Origin of the sequence: Rhodoferax saidenbachensis (genome assembly GCF_031457975.1) — a bacterium.
GTDB lineage: Bacteria > Pseudomonadota > Gammaproteobacteria > Burkholderiales > Burkholderiaceae_C > Allorhodoferax > Allorhodoferax saidenbachensis_A.
Window position 1 is genome coordinate 711,465 of record NZ_JAVDXO010000001.1, and the last position, 23,289, is coordinate 734,753.

21 protein-coding genes and 1 riboswitch are annotated in these 23,289 nt (G+C 63.8%); of the genes, 10 read left to right on the forward strand and 11 right to left on the reverse strand.

Annotated elements, in window-relative coordinates; translation table 11 throughout:
* Nucleotide 1: 1 nt before the first annotated feature.
* The 5 genes from J2X15_RS03430 to J2X15_RS03450 all read right to left on the reverse strand — a co-directional run bounded on the left by J2X15_RS03430 (nucleotide 2) and on the right by J2X15_RS03450 (nucleotide 7,446).
* Nucleotides 2–2,767 carry a DUF4118 domain-containing protein gene (locus tag J2X15_RS03430; protein ID WP_310339492.1) on the reverse strand — a complete coding sequence of 922 codons (2,766 nt, stop codon included), beginning with the start codon at nucleotides 2,765–2,767 and terminating at the stop codon, nucleotides 2–4.
* Between the two features lie 4 nt (nucleotides 2,768–2,771).
* A complete protein-coding gene (kdpC, locus tag J2X15_RS03435) occupies nucleotides 2,772–3,341 on the reverse strand; it encodes a potassium-transporting ATPase subunit KdpC (protein WP_310339493.1) in 570 nt (189 codons plus the stop codon).
* A gap of 11 nt (nucleotides 3,342–3,352) precedes the next feature.
* The gene (gene kdpB, locus J2X15_RS03440) at nucleotides 3,353–5,428 is read right to left on the reverse strand and encodes a potassium-transporting ATPase subunit KdpB (RefSeq protein ID WP_310339494.1); all 2,076 of its coding nucleotides are present in this window, start codon (nucleotides 5,426–5,428) and stop codon (nucleotides 3,353–3,355) included.
* Nucleotides 5,429–5,539: 111 nt separating this feature from the next.
* Nucleotides 5,540–7,339: a potassium-transporting ATPase subunit KdpA gene (kdpA, locus tag J2X15_RS03445; protein WP_310339496.1), complete on the reverse strand. Its 1,800-nt coding sequence runs from the start codon at nucleotides 7,337–7,339 to the stop codon at nucleotides 5,540–5,542.
* Nucleotides 7,339–7,446 carry a potassium-transporting ATPase subunit F gene (locus tag J2X15_RS03450; protein WP_310339497.1) on the reverse strand — a complete coding sequence of 36 codons (108 nt, stop codon included), beginning with the start codon at nucleotides 7,444–7,446 and terminating at the stop codon, nucleotides 7,339–7,341. Before J2X15_RS03450 ends, kdpA begins: the two co-directional genes overlap by 1 nt.
* Nucleotides 7,447–7,594: 148 nt before the next feature.
* On the opposite strand from J2X15_RS03450, the gene J2X15_RS03455 reads away from it, so the two are divergent.
* The gene (locus J2X15_RS03455) at nucleotides 7,595–8,080 is read left to right on the forward strand and encodes a DUF2059 domain-containing protein (protein ID WP_310339499.1); all 486 of its coding nucleotides are present in this window, start codon (nucleotides 7,595–7,597) and stop codon (nucleotides 8,078–8,080) included.
* Nucleotides 8,081–8,083: 3 nt separating this feature from the next.
* Here J2X15_RS03455 and J2X15_RS03460 read toward each other — a convergent pair whose 3' ends face one another.
* Nucleotides 8,084–9,307: an MFS transporter gene (locus J2X15_RS03460; RefSeq protein WP_310339500.1), complete on the reverse strand. Its 1,224-nt coding sequence runs from the start codon at nucleotides 9,305–9,307 to the stop codon at nucleotides 8,084–8,086.
* Between the two features lie 94 nt (nucleotides 9,308–9,401).
* Here J2X15_RS03460 and J2X15_RS03465 point away from each other — a divergent pair, with 94 nt between their 5' ends.
* From J2X15_RS03465 to J2X15_RS03475, 3 genes are all read left to right on the forward strand, one after another.
* Nucleotides 9,402–10,214 (forward strand): AraC family transcriptional regulator, encoded by an 813-nt coding sequence (locus tag J2X15_RS03465; protein ID WP_310339501.1) that lies wholly within the window; start codon nucleotides 9,402–9,404, stop codon nucleotides 10,212–10,214.
* Between the two features lie 27 nt (nucleotides 10,215–10,241).
* Nucleotides 10,242–10,399, forward strand: a riboswitch (FMN riboswitch).
* Between the two features lie 86 nt (nucleotides 10,400–10,485).
* Entirely contained in the window at nucleotides 10,486–10,950 is a 465-nt protein-coding gene (locus J2X15_RS03470; RefSeq protein ID WP_310339502.1) for a 6,7-dimethyl-8-ribityllumazine synthase, read from the forward strand.
* 33 nt (nucleotides 10,951–10,983) lie between these two features.
* Nucleotides 10,984–11,640, forward strand: coding sequence for a LysE family translocator (locus tag J2X15_RS03475; RefSeq protein ID WP_310339504.1), 657 nt, complete (start codon nucleotides 10,984–10,986; stop codon nucleotides 11,638–11,640).
* A gap of 72 nt (nucleotides 11,641–11,712) precedes the next feature.
* Here J2X15_RS03475 and J2X15_RS03480 read toward each other — a convergent pair whose 3' ends face one another.
* A complete protein-coding gene (locus J2X15_RS03480) occupies nucleotides 11,713–12,132 on the reverse strand; it encodes a PACE efflux transporter (RefSeq protein WP_310339506.1) in 420 nt (139 codons plus the stop codon).
* A gap of 111 nt (nucleotides 12,133–12,243) precedes the next feature.
* On the opposite strand from J2X15_RS03480, the gene J2X15_RS03485 reads away from it, so the two are divergent.
* The gene (locus J2X15_RS03485; RefSeq protein WP_310339507.1) at nucleotides 12,244–13,038 is read left to right on the forward strand and encodes a phosphodiesterase; all 795 of its coding nucleotides are present in this window, start codon (nucleotides 12,244–12,246) and stop codon (nucleotides 13,036–13,038) included.
* Nucleotides 13,039–13,058: 20 nt separating this feature from the next.
* Here J2X15_RS03485 and J2X15_RS03490 read toward each other — a convergent pair whose 3' ends face one another.
* Nucleotides 13,059–14,633 carry a methyl-accepting chemotaxis protein gene (locus J2X15_RS03490; protein ID WP_310339508.1) on the reverse strand — a complete coding sequence of 525 codons (1,575 nt, stop codon included), beginning with the start codon at nucleotides 14,631–14,633 and terminating at the stop codon, nucleotides 13,059–13,061.
* Between the two features lie 140 nt (nucleotides 14,634–14,773).
* Here J2X15_RS03490 and J2X15_RS03495 point away from each other — a divergent pair, with 140 nt between their 5' ends.
* Nucleotides 14,774–15,700 carry a pyridoxal-phosphate dependent enzyme gene (locus tag J2X15_RS03495; protein WP_310339509.1) on the forward strand — a complete coding sequence of 309 codons (927 nt, stop codon included), beginning with the start codon at nucleotides 14,774–14,776 and terminating at the stop codon, nucleotides 15,698–15,700.
* A gap of 13 nt (nucleotides 15,701–15,713) precedes the next feature.
* Here the strand turns inward: J2X15_RS03495 and J2X15_RS03500 are convergent, their stop codons facing one another.
* Both J2X15_RS03500 and J2X15_RS03505 read right to left on the reverse strand, forming a co-directional pair.
* Entirely contained in the window at nucleotides 15,714–16,175 is a 462-nt protein-coding gene (locus J2X15_RS03500) for a glycine zipper 2TM domain-containing protein (RefSeq protein WP_310339511.1), read from the reverse strand.
* 127 nt (nucleotides 16,176–16,302) lie between these two features.
* On the reverse strand, nucleotides 16,303–16,584 hold the full coding sequence (locus tag J2X15_RS03505; RefSeq protein WP_310339512.1) for a DUF427 domain-containing protein: 282 nt from the start codon (nucleotides 16,582–16,584) through the stop codon (nucleotides 16,303–16,305).
* Nucleotides 16,585–16,702: 118 nt separating this feature from the next.
* Between J2X15_RS03505 and osmF the strand changes: the two genes are divergently transcribed.
* From osmF to J2X15_RS03525, 4 genes are read left to right on the forward strand one after another with little or no spacing between them, the layout of a single operon-like run.
* The gene (gene osmF, locus J2X15_RS03510) at nucleotides 16,703–17,632 is read left to right on the forward strand and encodes a glycine betaine ABC transporter substrate-binding protein OsmF (protein WP_310339513.1); all 930 of its coding nucleotides are present in this window, start codon (nucleotides 16,703–16,705) and stop codon (nucleotides 17,630–17,632) included.
* Nucleotides 17,633–17,682: 50 nt separating this feature from the next.
* Complete coding sequence (locus tag J2X15_RS03515) at nucleotides 17,683–18,822, forward strand: ABC transporter permease (protein ID WP_310339515.1); 1,140 nt, start codon at nucleotides 17,683–17,685, stop codon at nucleotides 18,820–18,822.
* Nucleotides 18,819–19,772, forward strand: coding sequence for an ABC transporter ATP-binding protein (locus tag J2X15_RS03520; RefSeq protein ID WP_310339517.1), 954 nt, complete (start codon nucleotides 18,819–18,821; stop codon nucleotides 19,770–19,772). Before J2X15_RS03515 ends, J2X15_RS03520 begins: the two co-directional genes overlap by 4 nt.
* The gene (locus J2X15_RS03525; protein ID WP_310339519.1) at nucleotides 19,765–20,511 is read left to right on the forward strand and encodes an ABC transporter permease; all 747 of its coding nucleotides are present in this window, start codon (nucleotides 19,765–19,767) and stop codon (nucleotides 20,509–20,511) included. Before J2X15_RS03520 ends, J2X15_RS03525 begins: the two co-directional genes overlap by 8 nt.
* Before the next feature lie 92 nt (nucleotides 20,512–20,603).
* On the opposite strand, the gene clpB is transcribed toward J2X15_RS03525, so the two are convergent.
* On the reverse strand, nucleotides 20,604–23,204 hold the full coding sequence (clpB, locus tag J2X15_RS03530; RefSeq protein WP_310339521.1) for an ATP-dependent chaperone ClpB: 2,601 nt from the start codon (nucleotides 23,202–23,204) through the stop codon (nucleotides 20,604–20,606).
* Nucleotides 23,205–23,289 lie beyond the last annotated feature (85 nt).

Below are 23,289 nucleotides of genomic sequence, written 5' to 3' on the forward strand. Positions count from 1 at the left end.
CTTAGATTTCGTCGGCTTCGGTGGGAGCCAGCGGCGGTGCGCGTCGTGGCAAGGTGATGGTGAATTCTGCACCACCACCATCGGCATTGCGGGCGCCAATGCGGCCTTTGTGCGCGTCCACCACTGCTTTGCAAATGGCCAGGCCCAGGCCCACACCACGCGTGGAAGATTCATTCTTGCCGCGCGTGAATTTTTCGAACAAATCGGCCTCCCTGCCCTGGCTGGCTGGCGGCAGGCCGGGCCCGTAATCGCGCACCCGCAACTCCAGGGTCTCAGGCGTCACCTGCGCAGCCACCTCCACGACCGGTGAGCGCGCCGGTGTCATCACGCCGTATTTGGCGGCGTTCTCCAGCAAATTGACCAATAGACGCTCCATCAGGCCCGCATCAAACTCCACCAGCGGCAGATCGGGGGCAATGGCGGTGTGCACCGCCAGCGGCCCCAGTGCGTGCCGCGCGGCGCGGATCGCCCCCCCCACCACCTCCTCTACCGACTGCCATTCCAGCCGCAGCTCCACCTGGCCGCTCTCCAGCCGGGCCATTTCCAGCAAGTTACCCACCAGTGCCCCCAACTCGCGGGCCTCGTGGTTGATGGCGTCTGCCGACATCTTCTGGTCTACCGTGAGTGGCACCGAGCTGGCCAGCGATTCCGCCTGGCCAATGAGTGCCGTGAGCGGCGTGCGCACATCGTGCGACATGGCGGCCAGCAGCGTATTGCGCAGGCGCTCCGATTCCATTTGCACCACGGCCCCCTGCGCCACGTCCACATAGTGCACGCGCTCCAGCGCAATCGCGATTTGCCGCGCCAACGTGTCGAGCTGCTGCACCTGCTCGGGAATCAGCAGCCAGCGGGCTTGGGCCGGTTGCAGCGCTAACACACCGCGCACCCGCATAGGAGCTTGCAGCGGCACATAGTGCCAGGGGTTGGATGGCAGGGTACCGGTGGCCAGCCCGGCGTGCTGGCTGTTATGGAATGCCCAGTCGGCAATGCTGCCATCCAGTCCTGGTGGCAGGTCTGCGGGCAGCGCCAGTTGGTCGCGGGCGTCGGGCAACAGCATCTTGGCCTGGCCACCAAACGTCCGCTGCACTGCGGCCTCGCCCAATTCCACCACTTGCTCGGTTTGAAGCGCAGCGGACAGTTCGCGCGTAAGCTCAAACAACGCTTGTGCACGCCGCTCGCGGCTGGCGGCAACATTGGCAGAAAACCGCAAATTGGCGGTGAGCTGGCCAATCAGCAGGCCTACCACCAACATCACCGCGAACGTCACCAGGTACTGCACGTCACTCACTGCAAACGACAGGCGCGGCTGTACATAAAAGAAGTCAAACGAAGCCACTGCCAGGACCGCTGCCAAGCTGGCTGGTCCGCGCCCCAGCTTGACCGCAACCAGCACCACGCACAGCAAAAACAGCATGACGATGTTGGCCAAGTCGAACAATGGCAGCATGGGCAGCGTAAGCACTGTGGTGAGCAAGCAAGCGGCGACTGCACCTCCGTAACGCGGCCACTGCGCATGCCAACGCGCGGCGGTAGGCTCGTCTTCAGGACTGCGACCCAAGGGCACTCCCAACTTGCGCACGCTATCAGTAGAGCCCACTTCCACGATGTCCAGCGTGGGCGCCATATTGGCCAGTTGGCGTGTCAGCGTGGGGCGCAGCAGGCGCCACGCGCTGCTCCAGCTCCGCTGCGCCGGGCGGCCCAGCACCACGGTGGCGCAGTTCAGGGTTTGTGCGTGCTGCAGCAACGCACTGGCAATGCCATCACCGGTAAGCACCGCGGTGCTACCGCCCAACTCTTCGGCCAGTTTGAGCACGGCCAGGGTGCGGTCGCGGTCCTGCGCGGTCAGCCGCTGCAGCGCCGGGGTTTCCACATAGGCGGCATGCCAGCGCGCATTGAGCTGCCCAGCCAGACGCGCGGCGGTGCGCACAGCGTGCTCTGCGCCGGCGTGCGGGCCCACACAGACCAACAGCGCGCCCGAGGTATTCCAGGCCGGCTGATCGGTAGCGTTCTGCTGGCGCGAGGTCTGCACTAGGTGCTGGCGGTAGCTGCGCACATCGTCGCCCACATGCTCTGCGGTACGACGCAGTGCGATCTCGCGCAGCGCGATCAGGTTGCCTTTGCGAAAAAAGTTCTGGCTGGCGCGTTCGGCCTGCTGCGGGATATAGACCTTGCCGGCTTTCAGGCGGGCCAGCAGTTCGTCCGCCGTCACATCCACCAGGACAATTTCGTCGGCACCGTCCAGCACGGTATCGGGCACGGTCTCATTCACGCGCACGCCAGTGATGGCGCCCACCGTGCCGTTGAGGCTTTCCAGGTGTTGTACGTTCAGCGCGGTCCAGACGTCGATGCCGGCATCCAGCAGCTCCTGCACGTCCTGCCAACGTTTGGGGTGGCGCGAGCCCGGGGCGTTGCTATGGGCCAGCTCGTCCACCAGCAATACATCGGGCTGGGCGGCCAGGGCGGCGTCAATGTCCAGCTCCAGCAGCACCTGGCCACGGTAGGCAATCTCCTGCAGGGCCAGCACATGCAAGCCGGTCTGCAGCTCCATGGTGTCCTTGCGGCCATGGGTTTCCACCACGCCCACCAGCACCCGTTGACCCGCGCGCTGCGCGCGTTGTGCGGCGCTGAGCATGGCGTAGGTCTTGCCCACGCCCGCGTTGGCGCCAAAGTAGATGCGCAGCTTGCCGCGCTGCTGCGTGGCCTGCGCCTCTTGCAGCTGGGCCAGCAGGGCATCTGGGTCGGGCCGGGAGTCGGAGGGGCTTGCCATTTACTTAGTGTGCATCAAGCGCCAGGTTCAGTTGCAGCACATTGACCACAGGTTCGCCCAAAACGCCCAGCAGTGGGCGTTCTGTGTGTTGCGACACCAATGCTTGCACGGCTTCCGGGGAGAGCTTGCGGGCTGCTGCCACGCGGGCCAGTTGGTACTGCGCCGCGGCGGGACTGATGTGCGGGTCCAATCCGCTGGCCGAGGCGGTCACCAGCTCAACCGGCACGGGCGCTGTGTTGGTCGGGTCGGCGGCCTGCAGTGCTTGCAGACGGCCTTTGGCCGCGTCCACCAGTGCTGGATTCATCGGCCCCTGGTTGGAGCCACTGGAGGCGGCCGCATTGTTACCAAACGGGCCGGTGGCCGACGGGCGACCCCAGAAGTGGCCGGGGTCGCTGAAATTCTGGCCGATCAGGGCGGAGCCGAGTGGTTTTCCGTCCCGCAGGATCAGGCTGCCATGCGCCTGGCGCGGGAAAACGGTCTGGCCGACCGCTGTGACCACCAGCGGGTAGGCCACGCCGGTAACCAGGGTGAGCGCCGAAAACAGAACCAGCAGTGGGCGAAGTGTTTTGTTCATGAGAAGACTCCTTAAACCAGATTCAACGCGACGAGCAACAGGTCAATGGCCTTGATGCCGATGAAGGGCACGACCAGGCCGCCCAGGCCGTAGATAGCCAGGTTGCGGCGCAAGAGTGCGGCGGCACCTACAGGGCGGTATTTCACGCCCTTGAGTGCCAACGGAATCAGCACCACGATGATCAGCGCGTTGAAAATCACCGCTGACAAAATGGCCGAATTGGGGCTACCCAAGCGCATCACATTCAGCGCGGCCAGCTGCGGGTACGTACTCACAAAAATGGCCGGGATGATGGCGAAGTACTTGGCCACGTCATTCGCAATGGAGAACGTGGTGAGCGAGCCGCGCGTCATGAGCAGCGCCTTTCCGGTTTCCACAATCTCCAGCAGTTTGGTGGGGTTAGAGTCCAAATCCACCATGTTGCCGGCTTCTTTGGCGGCCTGGGTGCCGCTGTTCATGGCCACAGCCACATCGGCTTGGGCCAGCGCGGGGGCGTCGTTGGTGCCATCGCCGGTCATGGCGACCAGGCGGCCTTCGGTCTGGTAGCTGCGGATCAGCGTGAGCTTGTCTTCGGGTGTGGCCTCGGCCAAGAAGTCATCCACGCCAGCCTCGGCGGCAATGGCTGCGGCCGTGAGCTTGTTGTCACCGGTGATCATGACCGTCTTGATGCCCATTCGGCGCAGTTCGCCGAAACGCTCCTTGATGCCAGCCTTGACGATGTCTTTGAGCTCCACCACACCCAGCACGCGGTTGCCGTCGGCCACAGCCAGCGGCGTGCTGCCGCGGCGCGACACCTCGTCTGCAGCGCGCAGCACCTCGGTAGGCATGCTGCTGCCCTGCGCCTCCAGGTATTTGCGCACGGCATCTACAGCGCCCTTGCGCAGTTGGCGAGTGCTGCCGTCGGCGCGGGCCACGTCCATGCCGCTCATGCGGGTCTGCGCGGTGAAGGGGACTTCCTGGGTGGCGCCCACCAGGGGCTCCATCTGCACCTTGCTTTGGGCCAATGTCACGATGCTGCGGCCTTCCGGCGTTTCATCGGCCATGGAGGCCTGTGCGGCGCACAGGGCCAACTGGGTCAGATTGATACCAGGTGCCGGAATGAACAACGCGGCCTGGCGGTTGCCGTGGGTGATGGTGCCGGTCTTGTCCAGCAACAACACGTCCACATCACCCGCGGCTTCCACTGCGCGGCCCGAGGTGGCAATCACATTGGCCTGCATCATGCGGCTCATGCCCGCCACACCCACGGCCGACAACAGGCCGCCAATGGTGGTGGGGATCAGGCAGACCAGCAGCGCAATCAACGCGGTGATGCTGACTACGGTACCGCTGCCCGCGGCTTCCACACTGAAAATGGAGAACGGCAGCAGCGTGACCGTGACCACCAGGAACACGATGGTCAGCGCGACCAACAAAATGGTTAGTGCCACCTCGTTGGGTGTCTTCTGGCGCTTAGCGCCCTCCACCATACCAATCATGCGGTCCAGGAACGACTCGCCGGGGTTCACACCAATGCGCACCACCAGCCAGTCCGACAGCACCCGCGTGCCACCGGTAACGGAAGCGAAGTCGCCCCCCGACTCGCGCACCACCGGGGCAGACTCGCCGGTGATGGCGCTCTCGTCCACCGTAGCCACGCCTTGGATGACTTCACCGTCCACGGGAATCATGTCATTGGCTTCGACCAGCACCACATCGCCCTTGCGCAGGTTCTCGGCCTGCTCTGGCAACCAGGTGGAACCATGCACGGGCTCTTTGAGCTTCTTGGCCCAGGTGCTTTTCTTCAGCCCCTTGAGCGAATCGGCCTGTGCCTTGCTGCGGCCTTCGGCCAGGGCTTCGGCGAAGTTGGCAAACAGCACGGTGAACCACAGCCACACGGCCACGGTCAGGATGAAGCCGGGCGAATCACTCACATGGCCTTGCAGCGCCTGCAGACCCAAGAGCGTGGTGACGATGCTGCCGATGTAGACCACAAACATCACCGGATTGCGCCACTGCACGCGGGGGTCCAGCTTGGTGAAAGCAGCCCACACAGCGGGCTTGACCAGTGCGGGGTCCATCAGGGTTAAGGAGGTTTTGCTTGTCATAGGTTTCTCTCGCAAATAAGGGGGGCGTTCAGAATTCGCCGCCGGGCCGCCCCAAGGCGAATGGGTCCCCTTGGGGGGCAGCGACCCGCGAAGCGGCGGAGCGTGGGGGCATCACTGTGCGGGCCAGAGCATCAAGTGCTCGACCACCGGGCCCAGGGCCAGCGAGGGCACGTAATTCAGCAAGCCCACCAACAGCACCGTGCCGATCAGCAGCACCACAAACAGCGGACCGTGTGTGGGGAAAGTCCCGGCCGTGGCAGGTAAACGCTTCTTGGCGGCCAGCGCGCCGGCAATGGCCAGCACCGGCACGATCACGCCAAAGCGGCCGAACCACATGGCTACCGCCAGCAGCGCGTTGTAGAACGGCGTGTTGGCCGACAGGCCCGCAAAGGCGCTGCCGTTGTTGTTGGCGGCCGATGTCAGCGCATACAGAATTTCAGAGAAGCCATGGGCGCCCGGGTTGGCAATGCCCGCCTTGCCGACGTCGGCCAACACCGCAATGGCGGTACCTGCCAGCACCAGAATCGGGGTGACCAGAATCGCAATCGAGGTGAGCTTCATCTCATGCGACTCGATCTTCTTGCCCAGGTACTCGGGGGTGCGGCCAATCATCAGGCCAGCAATGAACACCGCCAGGATGGCGAAGATCAGCATGCCATACAGCCCGGTACCCGTGCCGCCAAATACCACTTCACCCAACTGCATCATCACGATGGGCACCATGCCACCCAGGGGAGTAAGAGAGTCATGCATGGCGTTCACCGCGCCACAGGACGCGGCGGTGGTAATCACCGCAAACAGGCTGGTAGCGTTGATCCCAAAGCGCGTTTCCTTGCCTTCCATATTGCCGCCGCTCTGCAGGCTGCTGGCGGCCTGGTCCACGCCCAGTGCAGCAATCTGCGGGTTGCCCATTTGCTCGGCCGGGGTGATGGCAACCACGGCAATCACAAACATTACCGTCATGGCAGCCAGCACAGCCCAGCCCTGGCGCTGGTCACCCACCTCGCGGCCAAAGGCAAAACACAGCGCCGCGGGGATCAAGAAGATCGCCAGCATCTGCAAAAAGTTGCTGAGTGCTGTGGGGTTCTCATACGGATGGGCCGAGTTGGCATTGAAGAAACCGCCGCCGTTGGTACCCAGCATCTTGATGGCCTCTTGCGACGCCACCGGGCCCATGGGCAGGGTCTGCGTGGAGGTGCTGGCGTCTTCCATCACCGGTGCGCCCTTGTCATCCAGTGCGGGCTGGCCATCAGCGCCCAGCTTGGGCTGCTGGAACTGCGTGGTCTCCACGGTTGTGACGTCTTGGTAAGCGTCAAAGTTCTGGATCACGCCCTGCCCCACCAGAAAGATGGCAAACACCAGCGACAGCGGCACCAGCAGCCAGGCAGTGATGCGGGTGATGTCGACCCAGAAGTTACCGATCACGGCCGTAGAACGGGCTGCGAAGCCGCGGAACAGCGCGAACACCACGGCAATGCCGGTGGCTGCGGACAGGAAGTTTTGCACCGCCAGGCCCAGCATCTGCGTGAGGTAGCCCATGGTGGACTCACCCGAATAGCCCTGCCAGTTGGTGTTGGTGACAAAGCTCACCGCGGTGTTGAAGGCCGAGTCCACCGACACGGCGCCCATGCCGGCGGGGTTGAGCGGCAACACCGCCTGCCAGCGCTGCAGCAGGTACACCACCAGCACGCCCAGCGCATTGAACGTCAGCAGCGCGATCGTGTACTGCTTCCAGGGCATGGACTGGTCCGGCGAAGTGCCCGCCAGCCGGAACAGCGGCGCCTCCAGCCGCAGCATCCACTGCGGCAGGCGGCCGGAACTCAAACGCGCAATCCAGATGCCCAGGGGCCAGGACGCGATCAATAGGGTCGTGAGAAAGAGGGCCAGCAGCCCCCAAGCGGAGCTGCTCATCAAAAGTCCTCCGCGCACACCAGTGCGTAAACCAAATACGCCAGCAGCAAGGCAGCACAGGTGCCGCCCAGGCCGTAGACCACATGCAATGTGTTCACCGTTTCCATCAACTTTCTCCATCAAGATTGGATGGAGGAAGTGTGGTCAGGCGTGCGTAAAAACGGGGTTTAGATTGGGAACGGGGGTATAAAAAAAGCGTAAAACTGCACCAAAAATCCGGCCCTACACTTGGCGATTCACCATGAAGGAGAGACTATGAAAAAAATCTGCGCAGGCATCGTTGTAGCTTTGGCATTTGTGGGCAGCGCACACGCACAAACCACCCGCGAGCTCGCTTTCAAACTCGCGGAGGCCGCAGTGGACGACTCTTTCAAGGAAGTAAGACCAATGCTGATGGCCGCCTTTGACAATCTGGAAAAGGACGCAAGCGCCAATGGAAAATCGGACCGCACATTGAGCATTTTCATCGAAGAAGTCAAAAACTCATTCAACCGGGAAAACTTCATCAAGGCCATAGGCGACGTGTGGGAACGCGAAATGACTCGGGCCGAACTGCAAGAGGCATTGAACTTTATGACATCCCCAACGGGTCGCAAATTTCAGGTCGTCAGCAAGACCATGAAAGAGCCACGCAACCTAGCACCCATCTTCCGAGAGGCCTGCAACCGCGCCCGCAGTCGAGTGCAGGCCATTGCCACCAACCCCGCTGAACTGGACCGGGTCTGCGCCCAGTTCCAGTAAGCCTTACTTAGCCGTACGTAGCCCCACGCCCAGCGCGGCGCCCACGCTCAGCAACAGCACCAGCGCCGCGCCCAGCAGCGTGGCACCGTACCAGCCACGGTCCATGAACACGCCGAAGACGATGGGCGAGATGGCGAAGCCGGTGTCCAAGCCCGAATACACCAGGCCATAGACACGGCCGGTAGCGCCCTTGGGTGTGGCTTTCTTGATCATCATGTCGCGCGAGGGGCCGCCAATGCCGACCGCAAAGCCGGTGATCGCCAATACCACCATGGTGCCGGTGGCACCCAGCAAGCCGGTGCCACACAGGGCCAGTAACACGGCGCCAGCCGCCATGGCCATGGCCACCACACGGTCCGAATGCTTGGACTTGGCCGCCACAAAGCCGCCAATGAACATGCCCACCGCGCCGCATAGCATGTAGGAAGAAATGGTCAGCGTGGCCGCTTCAAAGCTTACGCCGTGCATGGCCTTGAGGATGGACACCGCGTAGCTTTGCACCACGGCCAAGGTCATAGTGGAGAGCAAAAAGAAGCCGAAGCACCACCACACCACGGGCAGCTTCATAAAGGCCATGTCGTGCTCGGTCTTGGCGTGGGCCGCCACACGCGGCGCTACCGTGGTGCTCAGGTGTTCACGCTGCACCACCAGCAACGCCAGGATGGCGGCGTACATCACGGCGGCAGCCAGGTAGGCATTGCGCCAGCCCATGAGGGCGCCCAACCCGGCGAAGAACACGGGGGCCACGGCCCAGCCCAGGTTGCCGGTGAGCCCGTGCGCGCTGAAGGCATAACCCAGCCGCGGGGTGGACACACGCTGGTTCAGGATGGTGAAGTCCACGGGGTGAAAGGTTGCATTGCCCAAGCCTGCTAAGGCAGCCACCGCAAACAGGCCCGTGTAGCCGGTCACCATGGACGCAGCCACACAGGCCGCGATGAAGATGCCCATGGCGATGAACATCAGAGGACGCGCTCCCACCCGGTCCACTACAAAGCCGGCGCAGGCTTGGCCCACGCCTGATACCACGAAGAACATGGTCATCAGCAAGCCCAGCTGCGAGTAGCTGAGCCCGAACTCTGTCATGAACACGGGGAACAACAACGGCAGCAGCAAGTGGCCGAAGTGCGAGCTGGCGTGGGCCAGGCCCACGAGGCCAATCACGGTGGCGTCCTGCTTCATGGAAACAGAGGGGGCGGCGGGGGCGGAGGAAAGGGTTGCGGTGCTCATGGGGGCATCGTACGGGCGCAGGCAGTTTCTTGATTACGACAAAAAGACAATAATTGTCGAAATTCTGCCAAACCTGACTCAACGATCAACGCCCATGAAACGCAAGGCCCCGCTCCATCCCGTGTCTTTTGACACCTCCGCTCAGCGCCCGCCTACGGTCGAGCGCCCGGTGCGCAGCCGGACCCGCTCACTGGCCATGGACGCGCACATCAAGCCCCACCAGCACCCCTGGTCGCAGTTCACCTACTGCGCCAGCGGGCTCATGCAGGTCACGGTGACGCAGGGCGAGCGGCAGACCACCTTCATCGTGCCGCCCAGCCGCGCGGTGTGGATTCCCCCGGGTGTGCAGCACAACGTGGTGGTGCTGGAAACTGCCGAGCTACGCACTGTGGACATGGCGCCCAGCGTGCTGCCCGCCAGCTGGACCGAATGCCGCGTGCTGGTGGTGAGCAAGCTGCTGCGCGAACTGATCCATGCGCTGGAAGGCAGTGAACCTGGCCCGCGCGATGACGCCCTGATGGCCCTGACCGCCGATGAAACCACCCGCGCCGACACCCAGGCCCTGGGCGTACCCATGCCCCACCCCGAACACGGCGACAAGCGCCTGCGCGCACTGTGCGAGGCCGTGCTGCGTGACCCGGCCGAAAAATCCCAGCTCAAGGAATGGGTGGCCGACATCGGCGCCAGCGAGCGCACCGTGGCGCGCCTGTTCCGCGACGAACTGGGCACCAGCTACCAACGGTGGCGCACCCAGGCGGTGCTGGCCCATGCCCTGCCCCAGCTGGCACGCGGCGTGCCCATCGCCCAGGTGGCCGCGGCTGCGGGCTACGCCAGCGACAGCGCGTTCTCGGCCATGTTCAAACAAAGCATGGGCAAGCCGCCCAGCCACTTTCTGGCCCGCAGCTAAAATCCGCCCCGCAGCCCGCAAGGGTTGCCGCGTTCTCAGGGCGGGGTGCAATTCCCCACCGGCGGTATCTGTGGCTTGACCACAGCAGCCCGCGAGCGCCCACGCCAGCCTTTGCAGGCGTGGGGTCAGCAGATCTGGTGAGATGCCAGAGCCGACGGTCATAGTCCGGATGAAAGAGATCGCGCACACCTGAAACAGGCACGCCTTTGCGCAGGCCTGTTTCTGCGTTTGCGTGCGCCCTGATTCTTGTTAACCCTCTGTTGAGACCACCATGAATCAGACTTCTTCGCCGCGCATTGCCATCATCAGTTCTTCGTGGCACCGCGACATCGTCACCAGCAGCACCGAGGCCGCGAAGGCCGAGCTGCAGCGGCAAGACATTTCGCCCGAGCAGGTAGACCACTTCGAGGTGCCCGGCGCCTTCGAGATACCGCTGCACGCCCAACGCCTGGCGCGCAGCGGCCGTTATGACGCCATCATTGCCGCAGGCCTCATCGTCAACGGCGGCATCTACCGCCATGAGTTCGTCACCACCGCCGTCATTGACGGCCTGATGCGCGTGCAGTTGGACACTAATGTGCCCGTCTTCAGCGCCGTGCTGACACCGCGCGATTTTCACGAGCATGAAGAGCACCTGAACTTCTTCCGCGAGCACTTCGTGAAGAAAGGCACTGAGGTCGCCCAGGCCTGTCTGCAAACCTTGCGCGCCCTGCAGGCACTGCCGGTGCAGGGATAATCAAGCACTCCCCTCCCAACTCGGATACCGACCATGCACCTCTCCAACTGGCTAGTTTTCTGTGGCGTTGCCTTTCTGGTGTGCTTCAGCCCCGGCCCAGGTGTGCTGCTGGCCATATCCAACGCCATGGCGCATGGCAAGCGGGACTGGGTAGCGAGTTCACTAGGCAATGCCACGGGCCTGTTCATCATCTCGGGCGTGGCCATGGCCGGCATGGGCGCCATCCTGGCGGTGTCGGCCCTGGCGTTCACCATCCTCAAAGTGGCGGGCGCCCTGTACCTGATCTATCTGGGCATCCGGCAGTGGCGCAGCCAGGCGGTGTCGTTCGCCGCAGCCGAGTCGGCCGCGGGATCGGTCAATAAAGCGACTGGCGCCCCGGCAAGCCGCAAGCTCTACGGGCAAGGCATGGGCGTGGCGCTGACCAACCCCAAGGCCATCCTGTTCTTCTCCGCCCTGTTTCCCCAGTTCATCACGGCCGATGCGCCGGTGTTCGAGCAGGTGGCCGTGCTGACCTGTACCTTTGTCGCCATGTCGCTGCTGTCGCACCTGTTTTACGTGCTGGTGGCCCGCATGTTCAAAGGCCAGTTGACCAACCCACTCAAACAGCGCCTGTTCAACCGCGTCTCGGGCGGGTTGTTTGTGGTGCTGGGCCTGAGCCTGCTGCGCTTGAAGAACAAGGTGGCCGCCTGAACCTCACCAGCTTGCTATCAAAATAGAAGCTGCTCGCGCATAGTCTACGGGGGCTAGAGGCCTATTTGGCTCTTAACTTGCCGACGCAGGAAGCCCGAATATTCGGTCAAAAGCCCAGGTAAAGGCCACGGTGTAAACAAAGAAGAAGGCTAGCAGGCCTAGGTCCGCCACAAAGGCGGCCCACAGCGAAATGTCCAGCCACCAGGCCATCATCGGCATGAGGATGATGGCCAGACCGCCCTCAAACCCCACGCCGTGGGCGATGCGGCGAGCCAGCGAACGGCCCTTCACGGCCTGGCTAGCTTCCCAGCGCTCGAACAACGAGTTGAACACATAGTTCCAGGCCAGCGCGATGGTGGACATGACGGCCGACAGCACAAAGGCCGAACCGGGAGGATGGGAGAAAGCCAGCGCCAGCGTGGGCGTGACAACGGCAATGGCAATACTTTCGTACAGGGCAGCCTGCACGATGCGACGGGTGATGGGAGACATGCACCGATCGTAACGGCCGCACCCCACCGCGCTATACGCAGCTCCGTATCATGGCCATGGCCCGCGCATTGCTTACCCATGGCCACCACCATCTGATTTTTGGAGCCCACCGTGCTGATTGCCCAACTGTCCGACCTGCATGTGCGCCCGCCCGGCGAGCTGTACCGCGGCGTGGCCGACTCCAACCGCGCCCTGACGGATGCCATCATCCACCTGCACCAACTGGACCGCCGACCCGACCTGGTCGTCATCACCGGCGACCTGGTGGACTATGGCGAGCCTGAGGAATACGCCCACGCACACACCCTGCTCTCGCAACTCACTATTCCGTATGCGGTGCTGCCCGGCAACCACGACCACCGCGAGCAATTCCGCACCGCGTTTGCCGACCACGCCTACCTGCCAATGGATGGCCCACTGCACTACTGTGTGGACGACTATGCGGTGCGCATCATCGCGCTGGACTCCTGTGTGCCGGGGCAACACCATGGCGACGTGGATGCCGCGGGCTTGCAGTGGCTCCAGACCACGCTGCAGGCCAACCCGCACAAACCCACGCTAGTGCTGCTGCACCACCCACCGTTTGTGAGCGGCATTCCGTATCTGGACGAATACGCCTACCGCGACCCGGCCCCGCTGGAAGCCGTGTTGCACACGGCAACGAATGTAGAAGCCGTGCTCTGCGGCCACGTGCACCGCCCCATGGTGCGGCGCTGGGCCGGCACGGTGGTGGCCAGCTGCCCCAGCACCACCACCGAAATCGCGCTGCAGCTAGCACCCGACGCGGCGCCCCAGTCCTATATTGGCCCGGCGGCGTGCATGCTGCATCTGTGGAACCCTGCGCATGGACTGGTCAGTCACATCAGCTACATCGGCCAGTACCCGGGACCGTATCCCTTCTTTTAGCTTCCCGGGTTAGCACGGGCCTAGGCGGCGACAAGCCCCCGGTCGGTAGGCTGCAGCCGGAAGGCACTGATGGCCTCCACCAACAGCCGCGCCTGCTGGCTCAAGCTGTCGGCCGCCGCTGCGGACTGCTCCACCATGGCGGAGTTCTGCTGGGTGGCCTGGTCCAGGTGCGCCACCGATTGGTTCACCTGCACGATGTCTCGGCTCTGCGATGACGACATGGTGCCCAGCTCGGCAATCAGGGTCACCACACGCCCGACCTGCTCGCGAATATCAGCCATATTGGTGCCCGCTGTCTCGACCAGACGTGACCCCGCATCGACCTTCTCCACGTTGCTGTTGATCAGCGTCTTGATCTCTCTCGCAGCGGTGGCCGAGCGTTGTGCCAGGCTGCGAACTTCCGAGGCCACCACGGCAAACCCGCGCCCTTGCTCCCCCGCCCTGGCCGCCTCGACCGCAGCATTGAGCGCCAGGATATTGGTCTGAAACGCGATGCCATCGATGACGCTCACGATGTCGGAGATACGCTGGGACGCCACGTTGATCTGGGACATGGTGCTAACCACCTGACTGACAACATCGCCACCACGCGCTGCGGCCCCGTTGGCCACCTGGGCACAGTCATTGGCCTGCTGGGCCAAACTCTCACTGCTACGCACCATGGTGGAGATTTGTTCCATGGCCGCGGCGGTTTCTTCCAGGCTGGAGGCCTGCTGCTCCGTGCGGTGCGACATGTCGCCATTGCTGGCAGCGATCTCGGAGGCCCCCAGTGCCACTGCATCGCTGCTGCTGCGCACCATGCCCACCAGATTACGCAGCGAATCCTGCATTGACCGCAAAGACTCCATCAAGCGTCCCACCTCATCCTTTGCCTCAGGCTCGACATGGGTGCTCAGATCTCCCTGGGCAATGCGCTGCGTCACGTGCACCGCGGCCAGCAGCGGGCGTGTCACGCTGCGGGCAGTCCAATTGGCAATCAGCGTGCCCGACACCATGGCTACCACCAGCAACAGCAACATCGCATACCCGGCCTGACGCACCGTGCCATCGGTCGAGTGGCGCGCATCCTCCATGCGCTCGCGCTGTAGGGCAATCAGGATATCGAGTTCGGAGAAATAGGCTTTTTGCAGTTGCGTCACCTCCCCCACCAGCAAATCACGTGCGGCTTCGTTATTGCCCTCCAGGCCCAACTTCACCGATTCGTCCAGCTTGGCCACATAGGCCAAGCGCTTGGTGGTCACTTCCTTGAGCTTGGCCTGCTCTTCCTGCAGCGTCAGCAAGTCTTCCAACTGCTTGAGCAAGGCACGGGTGGAGGTCCGGTTGCCGTCGATGATAGTTTTTTCGACCAACTTTCCCTGGGGGTCGGTCTGCAATGCAATGTTGCGGGCGGCGCGGGCCGTGAGGTTGACGTTGTCCTTGATGTTGGACAACACGGTCACCACCACCAGATTGTGTTCCGTGAGTGCGCGCACCTGGCCACCCACCTGGTCCAGAGCCAGGCGCCCGAACAGGGCCACCGCAATACTCACCAGGATGAGCAGACCAAAGCCCAAGCGCATGCGTGTCGCAATGGAGCGATTTTTCAGCAACTTCATATGTTCTCCCTTTTGAAACCCCAAACGTATGATTTCCAACGCCCTAGCTTCAAGCGCTTCTGCGAGCGCTGCTGACATAGTATGCGGCGATCCATACGCCTTGGCAACACGCCATGGCCGTGTGCGTTAACCTCTTCCCCATGACGCAAACACCCCTCCACATACAAACCCCTCTCCTCGAATCCCGCGCCCTCAGCCAGCTCGCGCAACGCACCGTTTGGCTCAAGATGGAAGCGCTGCAGCCGCCTGGCAGTTTCAAGATTCGTGGCATTGGCCATGCCTGCCAGATCCATGCGCAGCGCGGGGCCAAGCGTTTTGTGTCGTCGTCGGGCGGCAACGCGGGCATGGCGGTGGCGTATGCGGGGCGGGTGCTGAACATCCCCGTGACCGTGGTGGTGCCGCAGACCACTACGGCAAGGGCGCAAGAGCTGCTGCGGCTGGAGAACGCAGACGTGATCGTGCACGGTGCATCGTGGCAAGAGGCCAATGAACTGGCGCTGTCGCTGGTGGGGCCGGACGATGCGTTTTTGCACCCGTTTGACGACCCGCTGCTGTGGGCCGGTCACGCCAGCATGATTGACGAGGTGGCCCGCGCGGGCGTGGTGCCCGATGCGGTTGTGCTGTCGGTAGGTGGTGGTGGCCTGATGTCGGGTGTGGCCGAGGGCATGGCGCGCAATGGCTGGGGGCAGGTGCCCATCATTGCGGTGGAGACGGATGGCGCCGCGTCGCTGCATGCTGCCATGCAGGCCCGGCACACGGTGGCGCTGGACGCCATCACCAGCATTGCCAGTTCGCTGGGCGCCAAGCGCGTGTGCGAACAAGCCTTCCAGTGGACGCAGCAGCGCCCGGTGCAGAGCGTGTTGGTGTCAGACGCCAGTGCGCTGGATGCGTGTGAACGTTTTCTCACCGATCACCGCGTGCTGGTGGAACCCGCCTGCGGCGCCAGCCTGGCGCTGGCCTATGAGGCCAACGCGGCGCTAGCGCCCTACCGCAACGTGCTGTTCATCGTGTGCGGTGGTGCCACCGCCACGGTGGAGCAAATCCGCCAGTGGCGGCAAACCGCCTAGCGGGGCCAGAGGATCAGGGGGCAGCGTTCTTCTTGGCAATTTCATTGCCAACGTAGCCACCGCCCACTGCACCGGCAATGGTGGCAAGGGTCTTGCCATCGCCACTGCCAATCTGGCTACCCAGCGCACCGCCAACCAGAGCACCCACACCGATACCGACAACGCTGTTTTTCTGAGCGGGAGCAGCAGCGGGTTGCGCTGGGGCATTGGAATTGGTGGCCACCTGCGTGGAAGTTTTCTGGGTAGTGGGCTTCTGGCTTACCGCTTTATGCAGCGAAGTTGGTGCAGGAGACGCTGTCACGTCTGCCGGAGCAGTAACGGCAGCATCCGCCTTGGCATTGGAGTTGGGAAGAATTCCCGTAATGGCAGCGGCGCCCAGCAGGCTCACCAAAACCACGGAGCCTGCAGCAACCGCAATCAATGGATGCAGACGCCACACGCGAGGTTGATTGGCAGGGATGGGGTATGAGTTCATGGTGTGTCCTTACTTGGTGATTCAAAAAACCACAACGTAAGTTTGTCTGACGCGCACGGTTGGTACCAGAGGACTAAATCCCGACTTGGCGTAGGACTACGCCTACAAGGGCAACGCTGCCAACCGGCTACGCCGTAACCTGCACGCCCTTCCAGAACGCTACCCGGTCCCGCACCATCTCCGCCTCGGGCTTGGGGTCGGCGTAGTACCAGACGGCATCGGTGTTGATCTCGCCATTGATCAGTAACGAGTAGTAACTGGCCTGGCCCTTCCAGGCGCAGCTGGTCTTGTGGTTGCTGAACTGCACGTAGTCGCGGTTCAGCGTACTGGCGGGGAAATAGTGGTTGCCCTCCACCAATACGGTGTCATCGCTTTCGGCGATCACGGTGCCGTTCCAAATAGCTTTCATGGGGCCTCCTGTCAATCAACAATTAGTAGTTCCATTGCACCACAGCCCAAGGCTCCGAGGGGCTTCCGGGGGTAATGGGTTTCGCTTATCCTGTGCCCCACTCTGAAAGGAACATCCCATGGCAACACCTCTGCATTTTCTGCGTCGCACCCTGCTGGTAGCGGCCGCTGGCCTGATGACCATGGGGGCAGCGCACGCCCAAACCGCGGTGCGTGTGGGCTCCAAGATCGACACCGAAGGCAAGCTGCTGGGCAACATCGTGGTGCTGGCGCTGGAGGCCAATGGCATCAAGACCGAAAACAAGGTCTCGCTGGGCAATACCAAGGTGGTGCGCACCGCGCTGCTGGCTGGCGAGATTGACCTATACCCCGAATACACCGGCAACGGCGCCTTCATGCTGGGCGACGAGAGCAACAAGGCTTGGAAAGACCTGCGCGCGGGCTACGAGCTGGCCAAGAAGATGGATATGGAGAAAAACCACATCGTCTGGCTGGAACCCGCCAACGCCAATAACACTTGGGCCATTGCCGTACGCAAGGACGTGGCCACGGCCAACAAGCTACGCACGCTGGACGACATGGGCAAGTTCATTGCGGGTGGCGGCAGCTTCAAGCTGGCGGCCTCCGCTGAATTCATGGAGCGTGCGGATGCCATGCCCGCCTTCCAGGCTGCCTATGGCTTCAAGCTGCGCGCTGACCAGGCGCTGGTACTGGCCGGCGGTGACACCTCCGCCACCATCAAGGCCGCGGCCGAGAAAACATCGGGCGTGAACGCCGCCATGGCCTATGGCACCGACGGCCCCGTGGCTGCACTGGGCCTGGTGGTAATGGAAGACCCCAAGGGCGTGCAACCGGTGTACGCCCCCGCACCGGTGGTGCGAGAAGAAGTGCTCAAACGCACACCGGCTATTGCCACGGTGCTGGCCCCCATCTTCAAGTCGCTGGACGGCCCCACGCTGCAGACGCTGAATGCGCGCATTCAGATTGAAGGCCAGGACGCCCGCAAGGTGGCATCCGACTACCTGCACAGCAAGGGATTCATCAAATAAGCCCGCTGCCTGCCCTGGGCCAGCCACCCAGCGCGCCCGCGCGCAACCCGGTGCTGGCCGTCTGCCTCGGTCTGGGCCTGCTGGCCGCATGGGGCTTGCCCTTTGTGCGCGTGGCGCCCAACCGCTTGCTGTCTGGCACGCCAGTGTTTCTGGCCCAGCTGATGGGCACTCCGGCTTGGCTGGCCGTGGTGGTGCTCGTAGCAGCACTGCTGTTTGCCGTGCTGCGCCCCCAACACCGCACCACCCAAGGCCTGGTCACCGCCGGCATGGCCGCCTCGCTGGCGCTGCTGTGGGCGCTGGCAGCCCACCATGCCACGGCCGTGGCGCGCACCGAATCCCCCATCGCCCGCACCGCGCTGGGCGCCGGCTTCTGGAGCCTGATGGCACTGGGCTGGCTGATCTGCCTGGATGCGGTAGGCCGTTTGCAACTGCGCACCCTGCCCCGCCTGGCCGCGCTGGCGCTGGCCACCCTTCCCCTCCTGGCGCTGCTGGCCATGGGGTGGGGGCAAGACCTGTCCATCCTGAAGGAGTACGCCAACCGCAGCGATGTGTTTGGCGCGGCCATGCTGCGGCACCTGCAGATCGTGGTGCTGGCGGTGCTGCCCGCGGTGCTGCTGGGCCTGCCGCTGGCCTGGGCCATGGCGCGAGCGCGGCGCCTGCGGCAAGCCCTGTTCCCGGTGCTCAACGTGGTACAGACACTGCCCTCCATCGCACTGTTTGGTCTGCTGATGGCACCACTGGCCTGGCTGGCCGGCCGCTACCCGCTGCTGGCGCAGGCGGGCATCAGCGGTGTGGGCCTGGCGCCCGCGGTGCTGGCGCTGATTCTTTACTCCCTGCTGCCCGTCGTGCGCTCGGCCCTGGCCGGGCTGGAGCAGGTGCCGGTGGCGGTGACCACCTCGGCCCGCGCCATGGGCTTGGGTGCCTGGCAGGTGTTTTGGCAGGTGGAGCTGCCGCTGGCGCTGCCCGTGCTGCTGGTGGGCCTGCGCACGGCCGTGGTGCAAACCGTGGGCCTGGCCGCCGTCACCGCGCTGGTGGGTGCGGGCGGGCTGGGCGCCATGATGTTTGATGGCCTGTTCAGCGCCGCCAACGAGCTGGTGATGCTGGGCGTGCTGCCCATTGTGCTGATGGCCGTGCTGGCCGATGCCCTGTTCAAGGCGCTGTCTGCGCTGTTCGAAAGTCCCACCGCATGATCACGTTTGACAACACCAGCAAATCGTATGGCGGCACCTCTGCCATCGCGGGCCTGAACCTGAACATTGCGCGCGGCGAACTGGTGGTGCTGATCGGCCCCTCGGGCTCTGGCAAGTCCACCGCGCTGAAGATGATCAACCGCATGGTGGACCACGATGGCGGCCGGATTCTGCTGGACGGCAAAGAGATCTACAGCTTCAACGTACGCGACCTGCGCCGGCGCATGGGCTACGCCATCCAGTCGGTAGGCCTGTTCCCGCACTGGACGGTGGAGCGCAACATTGCCACTGTGCCGCAGCTGCTGGGCTGGAGCGCCGAGCGGATTGAGGCGCGAGTGACCGAGCTGCTGACGCTGTTTGCCATGGACCCCGTGCAGTACCGCACGCGCCTGCCGCACCAGCTGTCGGGTGGGCAGCAGCAGCGTGTGGGCGTGGCCCGTGCGCTGGCCGCCGACCCCGATGTGCTGCTGATGGACGAACCCTTTGGCGCGCTGGACCCCGTCACGCGCGCCGCGCTACAGCTGGAGCTCAAGCGCGTTCACCAGGCGTCTGGAAAAACCATTGTGCTGGTCACCCACGACATTGACGAAGCCCTGCTGCTAGCCACGCGCATCGTGCTGCTGCGCGAGGGGCGAATCGTCCAGATCGGTACGCCGCTGGAGCTGCTGTCCGCCCCGGTCGATGAATTTGTCGAGGACTTTCTGGGCCGCGCAGACCGTGGGCTGAAGCTGCTGTCGCTGCGGCCCATTGCCCCACTGGTAACGCCGCTGGTGGTGGCCACCTCGCCGGGTACGCCGCACGCCAGCATTGCCCACACGGCTACTGTGCGCGAGGCCATTTCCTGCATGGCGGTACACGCCGTGTCGGCATTGCGGGTGGAAGATGCCGCAGGCGCCACCGTGGGCCAGGTGAATGCGGCCGATTTGCTGGCGCCCGCGGCCCATGGCTGAGACCCTGCACACCCCGCTGTGGTGCGACCGACTGGTCTGGACGCTGGCCCTGCTGCTGGCGCTGGCCTATGGGCTGCCGCACACCCAACCGGTGTTTGCCGCCTGGTTCCCCGCCCTGGAGCGGCCCGTGTATCTGCAAGAGCCGCTGGCCGAGCTGCTGTGGCAGCACCTGGGCCTGGTGCTGCTGTCCAGCGCAGTGTCGGTGCTGGTAGGCACGGTGGCGGGCCTGGGCGCCACGCGCCCGGGTGGCAAGGCGTTTCGGCCCCTGCTGGAAACCATTGCCGCCATGGGGCAAACCTTTCCGCCGGTGGCCGTGCTGGCTGTCGCTGTGCCGGTGGTGGGTTTTGGGGAGCTACCGGCGCTGCTAGCGCTTTCCCTCTTTGGGCTGCTCCCCGTGCTACAGGCCACCATGGCAGGGCTGGAGGCCGTGCCCCAGCCCGTGCAAGAGTCTGCCCGCGCGCTGGGCCTAGGGCCCTGGAAGCTGCTGTGGCAGGTGCAGGTGCCGCTGGCCCTGCCACTGTGGGTGGCGGGCGTGCGCACCTCGGTCATCATCAACATCGGCACCGCAGCCATTGCCTCCACCGTGGGCGCCAAGACCCTGGGCTCGCCCATCATCGTGGGCCTGTCGGGCTTCAACACCGCCTATGTGCTGCAGGGCGCCGTACTGGTCGGCCTGCTGGCCGTGGCAGCCGACATGGCGTTTGAACGGCTGGCGCGGCGGGTGCAGTGGGATGCCTGACTCAGCTTTCTCACTATCAATTCAATAGCTGCTCGCGCATATTCCAAGCGGGCTAGAGGCCGAAAAGACCTCTAAACCCACCCCAAAACTACTCAGCGGAAGCTGAACTCCCCAGGCGCCTGGATCGGGTCCACGCCCACTTGAATGGTGGACTTGGGCGCGAACTTGCCTTCCAGCAGCAGCTTGGACAGCGGGTTCTCGATGCGCTGCTGGATGGCGCGCTTCAGGGGCCGCGCACCAAACACCGGGTCGAAGCCCACCTTGGCCAGTTCGGCCACAGCGGCGTCGCTCACCGCCAGCGTCAGGTCCATCTTGGCCAGGCGGCCCATCAGCGTAGCGAGCTGGATCTTGGCAATGGACGCGATGTTGGCGGCGTCCAGCGAATGGAAGACCACGGTCTCGTCGATGCGGTTCAGGAACTCGGGGCGGAAGTGGTTCTTCAGCTCGCCGGTCACAGCCTCTTTCACGTCTTCGTAGTCCTGCCCCACCATGCTCTGGATCAGCTGGCTGCCGATGTTGCTGGTCATCACGATGACGGTGTTCTTGAAGTCCACCGTGCGGCCCTGGCCATCCGTCAGGCGGCCATCGTCCAGCACTTGCAGCAGCACATTGAACACGTCCGGGTGGGCCTTTTCAATCTCGTCGAGCAGCAGCACGCTGTAGGGCTTGCGACGCACGGCTTCCGTCAGGTAGCCGCCCTCTTCGTAGCCCACATAACCGGGGGGCGCACCAATCAGGCGGGCCACCGAATGTTTCTCCATGAACTCACTCATGTCCACGCGGACCAGGTGCTCTTCGCTGTCGAACATGAAGCCGGCCAACGCCTTGCACAGCTCGGTCTTGCCCACGCCCGTGGGGCCCAGGAACAGGAAGGAACCCGTGGGGCGGTTCGGATCGGAGAGGCCTGAGCGTGAGCGGCGGATGGCGTTGGCCACGGCCGCAATGGCTTCGTCCTGCCCGACCACCCGGTCGTGCAACTTGCCTTCCATTTGCAGCAGCTTGTCGCGCTCGCCCTGCAGCATCTTGCTGACGGGGATGCCAGTGGCGCGGCTCACCACCTCGGCAATTTCTTCAGCGCCCACCATGGTGCGCAGCAGCTGGGTGCGGCCACCGTGTTTGGCGTCTTTGGTCTTGTCAGCCTCTTGCGCCTGAGCGTCTTGCAGGCGTTTTTCCAGCTCGGGCAGCTTGCCGTATTGCAGCTCGCCGGCCTTGTTGAAGTCGCCCTTGTCGGTCAGCTCCTTGATCTGGAAACGCACCTTCTCCACCTCTTGCATGAGGGTTTTGGAGCCCTGGGCTTGGGCCTTCTCGGCCTTCCACAGTTCGTCCAGGTCGGCAATCTCTTTTTGCAGCGCGGTGATCTCTTCGTTGATCAGCTCCAGGCGCTTTTGCGAGGCTTCGTCTTTCTCGCGCTTCACGGCTTCGCGCTCGATCTGCAGCTGGATCAGGCGGCGGTCTTTTTTGTCCATGACCTCGGGCTTGGAGTCAAGCTCGATCTTGATCTTGCTGGCGGCCTCATCGATCAGGTCAATGGCCTTGTCGGGCAAAAAGCGGTCGGTGATGTAGCGGTGGCTCAGCTCGGCTGCGGCCACGATGGCGGGGTCGGTGATCTGCACGCCGTGGTGGGTCTCATAGCGCTCTTTCAGGCCGCGCAGGATGGCGATGGTGGCTTCCACGGTAGGCTCGCCCACCAAAATCTTCTGGAAGCGGCGTTCCAGGGCAGCGTCCTTTTCGATGTACTTGCGGTATTCGTCCAGCGTAGTCGCGCCCACGCAGTGCAGCTCGCCACGCGCCAACGCGGGTTTGAGCATGTTGCCGGCGTCCATGGCGCCCTCGCCCTTACCGGCGCCCACCATGGTGTGCAGCTCGTCAATGAACACAATGGTCTGGCCTTCGTCCTTGGCCAGGTCTTTCAGCACATTCTTCAGGCGCTCTTCAAACTCGCCGCGGAACTTGGCACCCGCCAGCAGCGCGGCCATGTCCAGGCTCAGCACGCGCTTGCCCTTGAGCGAGTCCGGCACCGCACCGTCCACGATGCGCTGGGCCAGCCCTTCCACGATGGCGGTCTTGCCCACACCGGGTTCGCCAATCAGCACGGGGTTGTTTTTGGTGCGACGCTGCAGCACCTGGATGGCGCGGCGGATCTCATCGTCGCGGCCAATCACCGGGTCCAGCTTGCCCAGGCGGGCGCGCTCGGTCAGATCGATACAGTATTTCTTCAGCGACTCGCGCTGCTCTTCGGCATCGGCGCTGTCCACATTCTGGCCACCGCGCACGGCGTCGATGGCGGCTTCCAGGCTCTTGCGGGTCAGGCCGTTGGCGCGCGCCAGGTTGCCAGCGTCGCCCTTGTGATCGGCCAGCGCCAGCAAAAACAGTTCGCCCGCCACAAACTGGTCACCGCGTTTGATGGATTCCTTTTCGGCCGCCTGCAGCAGGCTCACCATGTCGCGGCCCACGGTTACCTGTTCGTGCCCCTGCACCTGCGGCAGGCGTTTGATGGCAGCCTCGGCCGCCGCCAGCAGGCCCGCCACGTTGACACCGGCGCGGTTCATCAGCGCCTTGGGACCATCGTCCACACGGATCATCGCGGCCAGCACGTGCACCGGCTCGATGTACTGGTTGTCATTGCCCAGGGCCAGGCTCTGGGCTTCGCCCAAGGCTTCCTGGAATTTCGTCGTCAGTTTTTCAATTCGCATGTGTGCTCCTGTGGCGCAAAGGCCAGATGCATCCCAGCTTGGGGCCTACCGGCCCCATTTCAAGTGCGCTAGCGCACGGTAGCCC

What these genes read in the sequence shown, in the direction of transcription:
- J2X15_RS03430 (WP_310339492.1), bottom strand. Translation starts at nt 2,767, where the DNA reads ATGGCAAGCCCCTCCGACTCCCGGCCCGACCCAGATGCCCTGCTGGCC.
- kdpC (WP_310339493.1), bottom strand. Translation starts at nt 3,341, where the DNA reads ATGAACAAAACACTTCGCCCACTGCTGGTTCTGTTTTCGGCGCTCACC.
- kdpB (WP_310339494.1), bottom strand. Translation starts at nt 5,428, where the DNA reads ATGACAAGCAAAACCTCCTTAACCCTGATGGACCCCGCACTGGTCAAG.
- kdpA (WP_310339496.1), bottom strand. Translation starts at nt 7,339, where the DNA reads ATGAGCAGCTCCGCTTGGGGGCTGCTGGCCCTCTTTCTCACGACCCTA.
- J2X15_RS03450 (WP_310339497.1), bottom strand. Translation starts at nt 7,446, where the DNA reads ATGGAAACGGTGAACACATTGCATGTGGTCTACGGCCTGGGCGGCACC.
- J2X15_RS03455 (WP_310339499.1), top strand. Translation starts at nt 7,595, where the DNA reads ATGAAAAAAATCTGCGCAGGCATCGTTGTAGCTTTGGCATTTGTGGGC.
- J2X15_RS03460 (WP_310339500.1), bottom strand. Translation starts at nt 9,307, where the DNA reads ATGAGCACCGCAACCCTTTCCTCCGCCCCCGCCGCCCCCTCTGTTTCC.
- J2X15_RS03465 (WP_310339501.1), top strand. Translation starts at nt 9,402, where the DNA reads ATGAAACGCAAGGCCCCGCTCCATCCCGTGTCTTTTGACACCTCCGCT.
- J2X15_RS03470 (WP_310339502.1), top strand. Translation starts at nt 10,486, where the DNA reads ATGAATCAGACTTCTTCGCCGCGCATTGCCATCATCAGTTCTTCGTGG.
- J2X15_RS03475 (WP_310339504.1), top strand. Translation starts at nt 10,984, where the DNA reads ATGCACCTCTCCAACTGGCTAGTTTTCTGTGGCGTTGCCTTTCTGGTG.
- J2X15_RS03480 (WP_310339506.1), bottom strand. Translation starts at nt 12,132, where the DNA reads ATGTCTCCCATCACCCGTCGCATCGTGCAGGCTGCCCTGTACGAAAGT.
- J2X15_RS03490 (WP_310339508.1), bottom strand. Translation starts at nt 14,633, where the DNA reads ATGAAGTTGCTGAAAAATCGCTCCATTGCGACACGCATGCGCTTGGGC.
- J2X15_RS03495 (WP_310339509.1), top strand. Translation starts at nt 14,774, where the DNA reads ATGACGCAAACACCCCTCCACATACAAACCCCTCTCCTCGAATCCCGC.
- J2X15_RS03500 (WP_310339511.1), bottom strand. Translation starts at nt 16,175, where the DNA reads ATGAACTCATACCCCATCCCTGCCAATCAACCTCGCGTGTGGCGTCTG.
- J2X15_RS03505 (WP_310339512.1), bottom strand. Translation starts at nt 16,584, where the DNA reads ATGAAAGCTATTTGGAACGGCACCGTGATCGCCGAAAGCGATGACACC.
- osmF (WP_310339513.1), top strand. Translation starts at nt 16,703, where the DNA reads ATGGCAACACCTCTGCATTTTCTGCGTCGCACCCTGCTGGTAGCGGCC.
- J2X15_RS03520 (WP_310339517.1), top strand. Translation starts at nt 18,819, where the DNA reads ATGATCACGTTTGACAACACCAGCAAATCGTATGGCGGCACCTCTGCC.
- J2X15_RS03525 (WP_310339519.1), top strand. Translation starts at nt 19,765, where the DNA reads ATGGCTGAGACCCTGCACACCCCGCTGTGGTGCGACCGACTGGTCTGG.
- clpB (WP_310339521.1), bottom strand. Translation starts at nt 23,204, where the DNA reads ATGCGAATTGAAAAACTGACGACGAAATTCCAGGAAGCCTTGGGCGAA.